Consider the following 12,478-nt stretch of genomic DNA (forward strand, 5'->3'; position numbering starts at 1 on the left):
AAAAACGGGGGTCAGTCCCATAAGGTGATGGCTTTTTGTTTAATTTGTTTTTTCTGTTGTTGATGTTGAGTTCGTTTGTGTTTTGTCAGTGTTGTCTGTTTTGTTTTTATTTGGATCAGAACCTGATGAATCATTCGTATCTGGGTTCGTATTACCATCCGATGTATCCTGATTGTTGCCATTGTTATTGCTGTTGTTGCCGTTAGATTGGTCTTGGTTATTATTGTCGGACGGATTGGTGTTCGTGTTGTCTTGTTTTTTGTCTTGATCGTTTGTTGCATCATCTGTCTGATCTTGATCTGTCTGACTGTCATCAGTTTGAGAATCATCAGTTTGTGTATCATCCTGAGTCTTCTCATCATCTTGATTTTCATCATCCGTTTGTTGCTGATCTTCTTTATCTTCCTCATCTTCAGCCTTCGGCACTTGATAGGATGTGGAAGCTGTACTTTTGCCATCATCACTGACGGCTGTCACTTCGAATTTGTATACAGATCCTGGCTGCACGCCTGAAATGACTGCCTCTTTTGCAGAGCTGTTTTGAATGTCTGAGTAGCTGCCGCCGTCAACAGATTGCTTAACAGCAAAGGTAGCATCTCCGTCGTATTTCCAGCTTAATGTCAAAGATTGATTGTCTTTATCATATTTTACGCTTAAACCAGACAGTTTTGCTGTTTCTTCTTTTTCTTCTTTCTCATATGTTTTAGAAACAGTAGAAGGAGCTGTACCCTTTACAAAGTACTCTGTGAGTTTTTTATCGCTTGGCGTATTCGGCCCTGCCAGTTTTGCCGGGTTAGAGCCTTTTTCAACAGTGGCTTCCACTACGCTGTCAGGCTTTTCAAATGATCCGCTTCCGTCATCGACTTCTGCGATGAGTTGTGCGAATAGACGTTTTGCGACCTGCTGTTCTGTTTGATTTAAAGATTTTTTTCCTATCTTGTTCTCAGAGTCTACACCTGTCCATACAGCAGCAGTAAACTGAGGTGTATATCCTACAAACCATGAATCTGGTACACCGCCTGATGCGATATTGTATTTTTGTATAGTCGTTTCATCGAAGTTAGTTGTACCAGTTTTACCTGCAACCTCTACTCCTGGTACTTGAGCAAGCTGTCCAGTACCCGTTTTAACAGCTGTTTTCAGCATATCTGTAATCATAAAGGCTGTATAATCGCTCATTGCTGATTTTGATTTAGGCGTTAAATCAAGCTTTGTTCCATCGTTGAATTCAATTGACTTCACAAAGTGCGGTTCATTATACGTTCCGTTATTTCCGAATGCACTGTATGCTCCAGCCATGGTCAGAGAAGAAACACCCGGATTACCTTCTCCGAATCCTCCAATAGAATATGATTCATACACTTTTTCTTTATTTAATCCAAGCCCCAATCCGTTAGCGAAGTCCACTGCAGCGTCTTTTCCAACTGCTTGGAATGCTTTTAAAGCCGGGATGTTACGAGATTGGGCAAGAGCTTCACGCATAGACATAATCCCTTTATAGGAACGGTCAAAGTCACGAATGGCTGTTCCGTCAGAATATGTGTAAGCTGAGTCATCAATTTGCTCGTAAGTGGACCACTTTTTATTTTCAATAACTGGACCGTAGTCGAGAATAGGTTTAATGGTAGAACCAGGCTGTCGCTGAGCTTGGGTCGCGTAATTGTAACCCCCAACAGCAGAATCTCTTCCGGCGCCAATCGCACGTACTTCTCCGGTTTTCGTATCGAGAAGGGTAACGCCGCCCTGCATGCCTTCAGTAAATCCTACAGTGTCTCCGTCCATTAATTCATCAAGTTTGTCTTGCGCTTTTGTATCTAATGTCGTGTAGATCTTTAATCCGTCAGCAGATGGATCGACATCAGATTTTTCATCAATTTCTTTCATGACTTCTTCAACAAACGCGCTGTATTTGTTTGTACTTGCTTTTTCATATTCCTTCTGTGATACAACGCCTTCATCTTTCATCGCCACATTTTTGGCTTTGTTATATTGAGAATCAGAAATAAATCCTTGCTTTTTCATCAGGCTGAGTACGATGTTCCGGCGTTTTTCCGCTTTATCTGGGTTTTTAACGGGATTGTATGCTGTCGGACTTTGCGGCATACCTGCAAGGGTCGCAGCCTGTTCGACAGTCAATTTGCTTAAATCTGTAACGCCGAAAAATTCTTCCGCCGCTTTTCCGATTCCGTATGCTCTAGGAGAAAAATAAATCCGGTTTAAATACATTTCTAAAATTTCATCTTTAGAGTAATTGCGCTCCAGCTGAATCGAAAGCCATACTTCCTGCACCTTCCGTTTCAGCGTCTTCTGATGTGAAAGAAGGGAGTTTTTGACGACCTGCTGAGTGATCGTACTTCCGCCTTCAGCTCCGAAGCCGTCTTTAAAGTTGGCAACTAAGGCGCCTCCGATACGGACAGGATCAATCCCGTGGTGCTCATAAAAGCGAGCATCTTCTGTTGCGATAAAGGCTTCTTTTACAACATCGGGAATTTCATCTATAGAGACGTAGGTCCGTTTTTCGGCGCCGACTTCAGCGATTTCTTTTCCGTTTTTATCGTAAATCGTTGATGAATATGGCGTCTTCAATTTGCTTTCGTCTAGTGAAGGCGCATCCGAAACCATGACGGCAAATGTTACGGCACCGCCGACTACGCCTAATACAAACAGAATGAGTAAAGTGAAAAGGGTCTTTTTAAACAACCCGCCTTTTTTTCGTTTCTTGCCTTTTTTCGGTGAAGGACTCGATTTGCTGTTTGCTTTTCGTCGAGCTTCACGGCTGGTAAATTGATCTGACATAACATCTCAACCTTTCATTAATCAACCTTTCGCACTAGATGACGGCGAAAAATAAAGCTGTTCAATAATACTAATATAATCAATTCTAGGTGCGTATCCAAGAGAAATCGGATACGCCGCTTCCTCTAACTCATCTTTTCGAATTGATTTTCTGCCGTTTTTTTCTTTTCTGTCCCAGAAATAAAACAGCTTATCGGCTTCCAAAAAATAAACTTGGTCGAAAGCGGATATAATAACAAAACAAATACCGTCTTGAGCCTTTACCTGCTTCATATGCTCAATTTGATGGTCATGGAAATTCTGCAGGGGGAAAGAGGTTTTGTTTTTCGTTTCTTTCGCCTCAAAATCAATATATCGCCCTTTGTAAATCCCGTTGTAATCTGTTGTCGATGATTGTTTAAAGTAAGCTTCTTTAATCACTGCGGCGCTTCTTTTCGGATAATGGACATTTACAATTTGAACAGGTGTCGGCTTTTTGTGTATGACGGCAATTTGGTTTGTCAGATAATACTTATTCGTTTCGTTTAAGTCATCTTCGAGGGTCATTCCGCGATTACTGTAAGACGGGGCCCTTTTCTGACTGTTTTGGGATGAAACGGCATGTTTCGGCTGAAACGTTTTTCCGTTAGGATACCGAATCACTTTCTCATCCTCCTTATTAAAACTATTCATGACGGAAGTGAATGCATGTGCAAGAACAACAGACCATCGAACTTTTGAGCCTGATTGAGCGGCAGACAAAAACAAAAAACGCAGATAACATTTCAAGAACGAACGCATATAAAGCATTTTATGACCGTCATCCGGAAATCAAATGGTCGCTCTTGGCATCTTTCGTTTCTCGCAATGCCGGCTGGTCAATGACTGACTTAAAAGGCAGTCTGTTTCAGCTTGGACTCCGTGAGAGACAGCAAAAGTGGTTCTTTTTAGCCTATGAAAGAGCGAATTGGCTTATTTTTTCGGATGCCTATCCGCAGCTTCTACTGTATCACTGGTCAAAAAAAATCGGGAAACCGCTGTTTCAGCATCTCCATGTTTTTGGCGTCTCACAATTTATGACGGAAGAATGGACCCGTTTTTGGCATGAGCGAAACACGGAGCGGCTGATGTATGCCCTCATTATAAATGAACAAAACACTATCCAAACACCTATTATACAAAATCCTTCGTTTAAAAAGAACGTTTTTGACACGATTCCTTTTTATTTAAGTGACTGGTTTCATTTCAATACCGTTATTTTTCCTTCTCCAGACAGGGTTCTTTACGGCATTTCAGTGAAACGATTTTCAAAGACAGAGGAAAGGGTAAGGCTGGGAAAGCAGCTGTCTCAATTGCTGTTCAGTCCGGAATTGTTCCCCTCTTTCTATCAGTTTTTGCACACAGTGCCGCATACCGGCTCCCGTTTTGATATGGAAAAAATGATCGGGATCACAAAAAGAACATCTCCTATGTTAAGGACATGCTATCCTGAGTTGATCCACTCATTAGACGGAAAGAAAACAGATTGGTTTCATGGAAAGATTAAGAAAACATGCTTTAGGCGAGAAGAATTGCCCAAGCAGATTGAATTGACAGACTGGTATTTACATAAAAAACGCCAGCTTCATGCGCTTTTTGCAGTGGAACATTGGCTGAAGAAATAAAGAAGCAAGGAATATCCTTGCTTCTTACGTAGAAGGGCGGTTTGGGCCGCCTAGTTTTTTATCTAAAGAATCGATTGCTTTTGATTCAGTCTTTTTTTGCTGGCCGGCTTTCTTCGGTCTTGTTTTCATACGGCACCTCCTCACAAGTATCGTTTGCATTAAGGGGAAGGATCATACAATTTTTGCGGGTGTTTTTGTCGAAAACTTCAGCTTTTCGTGGAATACCTGTTTGTTTGGCGATTTGCTTCTAGTTTTGTCATGTGGAAGGAAAGAGCTTAAAGAGCAAAGAATTTTAACCAGGAGAGACGAGTAAAGGAGGTACACGAATGTCCGGTTACGTAAGCAAAACAGATATTCTCCGTATGCTTTCTGATATAGAAGATGAATTAACCCGAGCTGAGCAAAGCCTGAATCATTCTTTAAACGCAGTTGAGGCTGAGATGCGGGAAACGGAAAATGAGCGCCTGAGTGTGCTAGAAGAAGAAATTATGGACCTTCATATTTGTATAAATGAGCTGTATCAATCGCCTGAACATAGGTATGCCTTTGAAAAGGTATACCGCATCGGCTGAATTTTCGGGCGGAATTTGGTACGATAGCATTGAGGTGAAGGGTGTTGCTATCACAAACATTGCTGGAAATGACCGAGCAAATGATTGAAGCTGCTGAAAATGGCGCTGATCGATATCAGGAAGGAAAAGAAAGTGATCTTTCTTATGATTTTTTTGAGACAATAAAGCCTGCAGTTGAAGAGAATGATGATCTGGCTGATCGCTGGGCGAAAGGGGCGCTTGAATTAATAAAAGCACGCCGCCCGAAATATGTGCATAAAGGGCAAATTGAGACCGCAAAGGATAATTTCCAGGAATTGATCCTTCAATCATATGTTCATCATATTCATAAAAAAAGATTCAAGGACATCACTGAATCAGTCCTGTACACATTGCACGCAGTTAAAGATGAAATTGCTAGAGAAGACAGCCTGTAGGCTGTCTTCTTTTCGTTTGTTATAGGGGGCCGGACGTTAATTTAGCTCATATGCCGGGCTTTCTGCTCCATTTGCTTCGAGAACCTTCATACTGTTACGAAATTCAGTTGTGCTTAGATGTCCTTGAATATAGAGGAACTTGGCAAAGTCCATCAGTTTATTCATACAGTCTGTTTCATATTTCTTCATTTCTGCAAAACGTTTGCTTAAGTATGATACGTTCATTATGGTGCATCCCCTCTCATCTGTATTGAAAATATGGTACCATAATGATTCGACTTTTTTCTGTTTTTAAAAAATTTAAACTTTCGACACAATTTGACAAATGAGAACCGGGTCCTGTGACACAAACAATAGACTTTATTCATACATATATAGAAGAGAATGTTGAGTTTTAGGGGGAATCGCAATGAACAAAAGTTTTCAAAGCTATCCGCGGCAAATGGGCTATTATTATCCTCAGCAAATGCAGGGATATTATCAGCAGCCTGTACCAGGGCAATATTTGCCGCAGCAGCCATATGGGCAGCAGGATTATTATCAGCCGTATTCTCCGGTCCAGTCTATGCCTATGCAGCCGCCTGCATTTTCCAATCCTTATCCAATCCCAAGGCCTAACCAGCAGCAGCCCTCACAATTTCAAAGTATTATGTCGCAGTTCAAAAAAGCCAACGGGCAGTTTGATTTTAATAAAATGATGGATACGACAGGCCAAGTGATGAGTGCAATGAATCAGGTCGGATCCTTAATAAAAGGATTTACAAGCTTTTTTAAAGGATAGAAGCATGAATGAAACGCTCATTCATGCTTATTTTTTGGAAAGAAAAGTGTCATGGTTTGTTCGTTCCAAGACGTTTCCATATCTTCCTGGCGAACTTCATAAGGCAGCTGCACTGTTCTCGTCATGCTTGTAAAAGTAGCTTCATGCTGCTGTTGCTGTTTTTCTTGAAGTGTGACATGAAGATACCTGGATTTAATGTCAACGACGATGTCGCCGTCTTGAAACGTCGATGGAATTGTGATATCGACATACAGCCCGGTATCTCTTTCTCTGACATGTATGGTCGTCTGTACATCCTTTAAACTCGAGTTGATCAGGTTCTGAAATCCGTTTATCAGGTTGCCGAACGCTGAGGATTGAAAAAGATCGTCTATTGCCTCCGTTATGATTTCTTCTTTCTTTTGCAGATCGTTCTTTTTGTCATCATCGAATTCCAACTCTGCCACCGCCTTTTTTAACCAGACTATGCGGCTATGCCGGATGTTGTTATAAATTGAAGCAAAATTGAAAGTATGGTTAAATAGTGGTGAATGTAGGGATAGCGGTTGAAGCGATTGAGAAGGGAGAAAACACATTGCTGAAAAAATTATTCGGAATGGGCAAAACTCAGGAAAAAGTGACAGAAGAGGTTATTTATTCTCCGGCAGACGGTACGGTAATGGACCTGACAGATGTGCCGGACCCAGTTTTTTCACAGAAGATGATGGGGGAAGGAATAGCGGTTGAGCCTACAAATGGCGAAATCGTTTCACCTGCTGAAGGCGAAGTGATTCAGATATTCCACACCAAACACGCCGTTGGCATTCGAACCCGTTCGGGAATTGAACTCTTAATTCATGTTGGGCTGGAAACGGTTAATATGAACGGAGAAGGGTTTACTGCCCATATTAAAGAAGGGGACAAAGTGAAGGTCGGTGACCCGCTGATTACGTGTGATTTGGAATTAATAAAAGAAAAAGCGAGCAGCACAGTCATTCCGATCGTGATCATGAATGGTGAGGCTGTAGGATCAATTGTGCCGGCAGGCGAAAAGGCTGCCCACAAAGGAGAAACAAAGCTCCTCACAATAAAAGCGAAATGAGCAGGGCGTATGCCTTGCTTTTTTTGTTCGATTGTATAAAATTTGCACCTAGCCATGCAAACAAATATTCGGTAAACTGTACTTGACAAAGAGGTGTAAAGAATGAAAAAGAAATCACTGACTGAGCTCATTTCTGAGTTAAAAGGAAATGAAAACGTTGTGAATTGGCATGAAATTGAGCCTCGTGGAGCAAGAACAAGGCCGATGCCTGAAAGTATAGACGAGAGAATAAAGACAGCCCTTTCGAAAAGGGGCATTGATGAATTATATACTCACCAATATTCTGCTTATCAATATGTGCAAAAAGGAGAAAACATCGTTACCGTAACGCCCACAGCATCAGGAAAAACATTATGTTATAATCTCCCAGTCCTGCAGTCCATCGCCCAAGACGAAACAAACCGGGCGCTGTATTTATTTCCCACTAAAGCGCTGGCACAGGATCAAAAGAGCGAGTTAAATGAAATCATTGATGAAATGGGCATAGATATTAAAAGTTTTACATATGACGGGGATACATCTCCGGCAATCAGACAAAAAGTGAGAAAAGCAGGTCACATTGTCATTACAAATCCCGATATGCTGCATTCTGCCATTCTTCCGCATCATACGAAATGGGTCAGTTTGTTTGAGAACCTTAAGTATATCGTGATCGATGAACTTCATACGTATCGCGGTGTTTTCGGGAGCCATGTGGCGAATGTAATCCGGCGGCTGAAGCGAATCTGCCGGTTTTACGGAAGCGATCCTGTATTTATTTGTACTTCGGCAACGATTGCCAACCCGAAGGAATTGGGTGAGCAGCTGACGGGAAATCCGATGCGGCTGGTCGATGACAACGGCGCCCCGAGCGGACGGAAGCACTTTGTCTTTTATAATCCGCCAATTGTGAACAAACCGCTGAATATCAGAAAAAGCGCAACTGCAGAAGTAAATGAACTGGCGAAAGAGTTTCTGAAAAACAAAGTGCAGACCATTGTTTTTGCCAGGAGCAGAGTCCGGGTGGAAATTATTTTAAGCCATATTCAGGAGCTTGTGAAAAAAGAGATTGCAACAAAGTCAATCAGAGGCTATCGAGGAGGCTATCTTCCAAAAGAGCGAAGAGAAATCGAAAGAGGGTTAAGAGAAGGAGAGATTTTAGGAGTTGTCAGTACGAATGCCTTAGAGCTTGGTGTTGATATCGGCCAGCTGCAAGTGTGTGTGATGACAGGGTATCCTGGAAGTGTGGCAAGTGCATGGCAGCAGGCGGGACGAGCCGGCAGAAGACACGGTGAGTCTTTGATTATCATGGTCGCCAATTCAACGCCGATCGACCAATATATTGTGCGGCATCCTGAATACTTCTTCAACCGTTCGCCGGAATCTGCGAGAATCAATCCGGAGAATTTGATTATTTTAGTAGACCACTTAAAGTGTGCGGCTTATGAGCTTCCTTTTAGCGCTGATGAAGAGTTTGGGCCGATGGATGTAAGTGACATTCTTGAGTATCTTCAGGAAGAGGCTGTTCTTCACCGCAATGGCGAACGGTATCATTGGGCAAGTGAATCGTTCCCTGCTTCAAATATCAGTTTGCGATCTGCGTCACAAGAAAATGTCGTTATTGTTGATCAGTCAGATATTGCAAATGTAAGGATTATCGGTGAAATGGATCGTTTTAGTGCGATGACGCTTTTGCATGATGAAGCGATTTATTTGCATGAAGGGGTTCAATATCAAGTGGAGAAGCTCGATTGGGACCACAAAAAGGCTTATGTCAGAAAAGTTGATGTTGAATATTACACGGATGCTAATCTGGCAGTTCAGCTAAAAGTGTTAGAAATTGATAAAACGACAGAAAATAGCCGGACGTCATTGCACTATGGTGACGTCACTGTCAATGCTTTGCCGACTATTTTTAAAAAGATAAAAATGACGACGTTTGAAAATATTGGTTCTGGTCCTATTCATTTGCCGGAAGAAGAACTGCACACAAGTGCAGCTTGGCTTGAAATGAAAACAGTAGACGAGGACATCGGGGAAAAAACGCTGGAACAGCTGCTTCTCGGTATCTCGAATGTGCTGCAGCATATTGTCCCTGTGTATATCATGTGTGACCGAAACGATGTTCATGTCGTTTCTCAAATCAAAGCAGCCCATACCGGATTGCCGACGATCTTTTTATACGATCATTATCCGGGCGGTATCGGTTTGGCGGAGGAAGTTTTCAACCGTTTTTCAGACATTAATGAAGCGGCAAAGCAACTCATTAAACAATGTCCTTGCCATGATGGCTGTCCGTCTTGTATTGGTACCGAAATAGAAGGAATAAAAGCAAAGGAAAGAATTTTGCACCTGTTGGATCAAATGTCGTAAGGGGGGGAGGTTAGATATGTCATTAAAAGGGAAACTCCAGCGAATGAAAAAGCATATGGTGCTTGATGAAGGGGAACAGAAAACAGAATCAGGCAACCAAGAAAACCACTTCGCTCAAAACCATGCTGAAATCCCTTTTTTAGAGGAATGGGAGGCTTTTGGCATGAAGCCTTTTTTCTTCGAAGATGAATACTGCCTCATCAGGGAGGTAGAATATCCGCTTTCTCACCGCCACGGGTTATACAGCTTTTCCGAGCTTGATGAAGTGATCGCTTTGTGGAATCAAAGCAACCTGTCACATACATTGTCAGCAAAAGGGTATAACAAAAGCAGTCTCTTTTTCTTTGACACGGAAACAACCGGTCTTGGGGGCGGAGCCGGCAACACCATTTTTTTGCTCGGCCATGCGAGAGTATATAAAGACAAAGTAGTGGTCAAACAGCATCTTTTGCCCAAACCTGGAAATGAAGTTGCCTTGTATCAAAGCTTTTTAAGCGAGGTTGACATTACATCACTTGTGACCTACAACGGAAAAGCCTTTGATTGGCCGCAGGTGAAAACAAGGCATACATTGATCCGGGACAGACTTCCAAAGCTCCCGGAGTTCGGCCACTTCGACCTTCTGCATGGAGCAAGACGCCTGTGGAAACACAAAATGGATCGTGTATCACTTGGCACGGTTGAAAAAGAGGAACTTGGCATCCGCAGACAAGAAGATACACCGGGTTACTTGGCACCAATGCTTTATTTCCATTTTATCAAGGCACAAGAGCCGGATCTTCTAAAAGGTGTCCTGCATCATAATGAAATGGACGTGCTATCGCTCATTTCATTGTACATCCATATGTCTAAAAAAATACTTTCAGAATCCCATGCGCCAATAGAGCACAGTGAAGCTTATGCGATGGCGAAATGGTTTATGGCTCACAAAGAAACGGATGAGGCGGTCAAACAGCTTGAAACGCTTAAAGGAAAGTCGTTTGAGGACCAGGACAGAGCGCTGCTGGATTTATCGCTCCTGTACAAGAAACAAAACCGATTGGCAGAAGCAGTGCCGCTTTGGGAAAAGCTGTCCCGTTCACAAAATCATAAGTGCAGATATGGTGCTGTGATAGAGCTTGCGAAATATTTTGAGCACAAGAAAAAAGAGTTTGGGAAAGCATTGCATATAGCAGAGCAATTACTTGGCGATGCGGCATTCTTATCAGAAAGTGAAACAGAAAAACTGCAAGTGAGAATTGCTCGGCTGAGGAGGAAATATTCCTCTTAAATATTTCCCCGGAAAGCGCAAAAGACGACTTGTTTCGCCATGAATTTTTTTTGCTGAATTCACATTGATTTTGTTGTAGAATAGCGGCGAATCCTGTAAAATGACGGTAGTTATTTTTAAAGGGAGAGTTGGTATGTATAAGGGTGTTTTTTATTTGTTCTTTGTTGTGGTTTTTTTGATTGCTTTTGTGTTTTCTAACTTTAAAGACAGCTTACTTGCACACTTTTAAAATAGGTCTTTGTATTAGAACATGTACCCCTTATTTTTCATAGCTTAGTATTGTAATAAAGTTTATGGAAAGGGGATTTTATCATGCATCACTGCAGACCGCATATGGTGGCGCCAATTGTCCATCCTACACATTGCTGTGAACACCATACGTTTTCAAAAACGATCGTGCCGCACATTCATCCACAGCATACAACAAACGTAAACCACCAGCATTTTCAGCACGTTCATTACTTTCCACACACTTTCTCAAATGTTGATCCGGCTACGCATCAGCATTTTCAAGCAGGAAAACCTTGCTGCGATTACTAGTAGGAAAACGTGCAGCTTGATGATGTAAAAAACGCAGCACATCAAATGGGGCCCAGTGGGAGCCCCATTTTTTAAAGCAGGTGATATGATGAGAGTATTGGCAATCACGGGTTATAAACCATTTGAACTTGGGATATTTAAACAGGATGACAAGGCGCTGTATTACATAAAAAAAGCCATTAAGAGCCGGCTGATTGCTTTTGTGGATGAAGGGTTAGAATGGATTTTAATTTCGGGCCAGCTTGGTACGGAGCTATGGGCGGCCGAAGCTGCATATGATTTGCAGGAAGAATACCCTGACTTAAAGGTAGCTGTCATCACGCCATTTTATGAGCAGGAAAAGAACTGGAAAGAACCGAACAAGGAACTGTATGGAGCAGTTCTCGCTCAGGCAGACTATGAAGCAAGCCTGACTCACCGCCCATATGAAAGCCCGCTTCAGTTTAAACAAAAAAATCAATTCTTCATTGAAAAGTCCGACGGGCTAATGCTTTTATATGACCCGGAAATGGAAGGTTCCCCTAAGTATATGCTTGAGACAGCGGAAAAAAGACGCGAACAGGATGGCTATCCCATCTACTTTATTACAATGGATGATCTCAGAGTGACGGTAGAGGAAGACAGCTACTAACAAAGAGAGGGAAATTTGACAACCGTACAGATTTCTGAAAAAATATAAGGTGATGATTCACGATACGAGGTGAAAAAGATGCTTGCTGATAAAGTAAAGCTTTCTGCGAAAGAAATTTTGGAAAAAGAATTTAAAACAGGCGTTAGAGGCTACAAGCAAGAAGACGTTGACAAATTTTTAGATATGATTATTAAGGATTATGAAACCTTCCATCAAGAAATCGAAGAACTGCAGCAGGAAAATCTGCAGCTGAAAAAACAGCTTGAAGAAGCCAGCAAAAAACAGCCTGTGCAATCTAACACAACGAACTTTGATATTTTAAAACGGCTGTCTAACTTAGAAAAACACGTTTTTGGCAGCAAGCTTTATGATTGATCGCGCTTGAAAAAATTGGCG

16 protein-coding genes are annotated in these 12,478 nt (G+C 42.0%); 11 read left to right on the top strand and 5 right to left on the bottom strand.

Annotated elements, in window-relative coordinates:
* Window positions 1–39 precede the first annotated feature (39 nt).
* A complete protein-coding gene (locus MOB98_RS12125) occupies window positions 40–2,796 on the bottom strand; it encodes a PBP1A family penicillin-binding protein (protein ID WP_268367385.1) in 2,757 nt (918 codons plus the stop codon).
* Between the two features lie 21 nt (window positions 2,797–2,817).
* Window positions 2,818–3,438 carry a Holliday junction resolvase RecU gene (gene recU, locus MOB98_RS12130; protein WP_268362409.1) on the bottom strand — a complete coding sequence of 207 codons (621 nt, stop codon included), beginning with the start codon at window positions 3,436–3,438 and terminating at the stop codon, window positions 2,818–2,820.
* A gap of 41 nt (window positions 3,439–3,479) precedes the next feature.
* Here recU and MOB98_RS12135 point away from each other — a divergent pair, with 41 nt between their 5' ends.
* Window positions 3,480–4,439: a DUF2515 domain-containing protein gene (locus MOB98_RS12135; protein ID WP_268367387.1), complete on the top strand. Its 960-nt coding sequence runs from the start codon at window positions 3,480–3,482 to the stop codon at window positions 4,437–4,439.
* Between the two features lie 24 nt (window positions 4,440–4,463).
* Here MOB98_RS12135 and sspM read toward each other — a convergent pair whose 3' ends face one another.
* Window positions 4,464–4,568, bottom strand: a complete 105-nt coding sequence (gene sspM / locus MOB98_RS12140; RefSeq protein WP_003225606.1) for an acid-soluble spore protein SspM — start codon at window positions 4,566–4,568, stop codon at window positions 4,464–4,466.
* Between the two features lie 197 nt (window positions 4,569–4,765).
* On the opposite strand from sspM, the gene MOB98_RS12145 reads away from it, so the two are divergent.
* Window positions 4,766–5,011, top strand: a complete 246-nt coding sequence (locus tag MOB98_RS12145) for a DUF5446 family protein (RefSeq protein WP_268362399.1) — start codon at window positions 4,766–4,768, stop codon at window positions 5,009–5,011.
* Window positions 5,012–5,055: 44 nt separating this feature from the next.
* Window positions 5,056–5,427, top strand: coding sequence for a YppE family protein (locus MOB98_RS12150; protein ID WP_268362397.1), 372 nt, complete (start codon window positions 5,056–5,058; stop codon window positions 5,425–5,427).
* Window positions 5,428–5,463: 36 nt separating this feature from the next.
* On the opposite strand, the gene MOB98_RS12155 is transcribed toward MOB98_RS12150, so the two are convergent.
* Window positions 5,464–5,652 (bottom strand): YppF family protein, encoded by a 189-nt coding sequence (locus tag MOB98_RS12155; RefSeq protein WP_003225611.1) that lies wholly within the window; start codon window positions 5,650–5,652, stop codon window positions 5,464–5,466.
* A gap of 184 nt (window positions 5,653–5,836) precedes the next feature.
* Here MOB98_RS12155 and MOB98_RS12160 point away from each other — a divergent pair, with 184 nt between their 5' ends.
* Window positions 5,837–6,208 carry a YppG family protein gene (locus MOB98_RS12160; protein WP_268362395.1) on the top strand — a complete coding sequence of 124 codons (372 nt, stop codon included), beginning with the start codon at window positions 5,837–5,839 and terminating at the stop codon, window positions 6,206–6,208.
* Between the two features lie 17 nt (window positions 6,209–6,225).
* Here the strand turns inward: MOB98_RS12160 and MOB98_RS12165 are convergent, their stop codons facing one another.
* On the bottom strand, window positions 6,226–6,645 hold the full coding sequence (locus tag MOB98_RS12165; protein WP_268362393.1) for an Hsp20/alpha crystallin family protein: 420 nt from the start codon (window positions 6,643–6,645) through the stop codon (window positions 6,226–6,228).
* Between the two features lie 137 nt (window positions 6,646–6,782).
* On the opposite strand from MOB98_RS12165, the gene MOB98_RS12170 reads away from it, so the two are divergent.
* From MOB98_RS12170 to gpsB, 7 genes are all read left to right on the top strand, one after another.
* Window positions 6,783–7,289, top strand: a complete 507-nt coding sequence (locus tag MOB98_RS12170; RefSeq protein ID WP_268362404.1) for a PTS sugar transporter subunit IIA — start codon at window positions 6,783–6,785, stop codon at window positions 7,287–7,289.
* Window positions 7,290–7,391: 102 nt separating this feature from the next.
* Entirely contained in the window at window positions 7,392–9,641 is a 2,250-nt protein-coding gene (gene mrfA, locus MOB98_RS12175) for an ATP-dependent helicase MrfA (protein ID WP_268362390.1), read from the top strand.
* Window positions 9,642–9,657: 16 nt separating this feature from the next.
* Window positions 9,658–10,911 carry a ribonuclease H-like domain-containing protein gene (locus tag MOB98_RS12180; protein WP_268362389.1) on the top strand — a complete coding sequence of 418 codons (1,254 nt, stop codon included), beginning with the start codon at window positions 9,658–9,660 and terminating at the stop codon, window positions 10,909–10,911.
* A 100-nt stretch (window positions 10,912–11,011) separates the two neighbouring features.
* Window positions 11,012–11,140, top strand: a complete 129-nt coding sequence (locus tag MOB98_RS12185) for a hypothetical protein (RefSeq protein WP_268362388.1) — start codon at window positions 11,012–11,014, stop codon at window positions 11,138–11,140.
* An 83-nt stretch (window positions 11,141–11,223) separates the two neighbouring features.
* Window positions 11,224–11,451 carry a spore coat protein CotD gene (cotD, locus tag MOB98_RS12190; RefSeq protein WP_080010830.1) on the top strand — a complete coding sequence of 76 codons (228 nt, stop codon included), beginning with the start codon at window positions 11,224–11,226 and terminating at the stop codon, window positions 11,449–11,451.
* Between the two features lie 88 nt (window positions 11,452–11,539).
* The gene (locus MOB98_RS12195; RefSeq protein WP_268362386.1) at window positions 11,540–12,082 is read left to right on the top strand and encodes a DUF1273 domain-containing protein; all 543 of its coding nucleotides are present in this window, start codon (window positions 11,540–11,542) and stop codon (window positions 12,080–12,082) included.
* A gap of 78 nt (window positions 12,083–12,160) precedes the next feature.
* Window positions 12,161–12,457, top strand: coding sequence for a cell division regulator GpsB (gene gpsB, locus MOB98_RS12200; RefSeq protein ID WP_003225629.1), 297 nt, complete (start codon window positions 12,161–12,163; stop codon window positions 12,455–12,457).
* The last annotated feature ends 21 nt before the right edge of the window (window positions 12,458–12,478 follow it).

Origin of the sequence: Bacillus sp. N13C7 (genome assembly GCF_026790065.1) — a bacterium.
Lineage (GTDB): Bacteria > Bacillota > Bacilli > Bacillales > Bacillaceae > Bacillus.

What these genes read in the sequence shown, in the direction of transcription:
- MOB98_RS12125 (WP_268367385.1), bottom strand. Translation starts at nt 2,796, where the DNA reads ATGTCAGATCAATTTACCAGCCGTGAAGCTCGACGAAAAGCAAACAGC.
- MOB98_RS12135 (WP_268367387.1), top strand. Translation starts at nt 3,480, where the DNA reads ATGCATGTGCAAGAACAACAGACCATCGAACTTTTGAGCCTGATTGAG.
- sspM (WP_003225606.1), bottom strand. Translation starts at nt 4,568, where the DNA reads ATGAAAACAAGACCGAAGAAAGCCGGCCAGCAAAAAAAGACTGAATCA.
- MOB98_RS12145 (WP_268362399.1), top strand. Translation starts at nt 4,766, where the DNA reads ATGTCCGGTTACGTAAGCAAAACAGATATTCTCCGTATGCTTTCTGAT.
- MOB98_RS12155 (WP_003225611.1), bottom strand. Translation starts at nt 5,652, where the DNA reads ATGAACGTATCATACTTAAGCAAACGTTTTGCAGAAATGAAGAAATAT.
- MOB98_RS12160 (WP_268362395.1), top strand. Translation starts at nt 5,837, where the DNA reads ATGAACAAAAGTTTTCAAAGCTATCCGCGGCAAATGGGCTATTATTAT.
- mrfA (WP_268362390.1), top strand. Translation starts at nt 7,392, where the DNA reads ATGAAAAAGAAATCACTGACTGAGCTCATTTCTGAGTTAAAAGGAAAT.
- MOB98_RS12180 (WP_268362389.1), top strand. Translation starts at nt 9,658, where the DNA reads ATGTCATTAAAAGGGAAACTCCAGCGAATGAAAAAGCATATGGTGCTT.
- MOB98_RS12185 (WP_268362388.1), top strand. Translation starts at nt 11,012, where the DNA reads ATGACGGTAGTTATTTTTAAAGGGAGAGTTGGTATGTATAAGGGTGTT.
- cotD (WP_080010830.1), top strand. Translation starts at nt 11,224, where the DNA reads ATGCATCACTGCAGACCGCATATGGTGGCGCCAATTGTCCATCCTACA.
- MOB98_RS12195 (WP_268362386.1), top strand. Translation starts at nt 11,540, where the DNA reads ATGAGAGTATTGGCAATCACGGGTTATAAACCATTTGAACTTGGGATA.
- gpsB (WP_003225629.1), top strand. Translation starts at nt 12,161, where the DNA reads ATGCTTGCTGATAAAGTAAAGCTTTCTGCGAAAGAAATTTTGGAAAAA.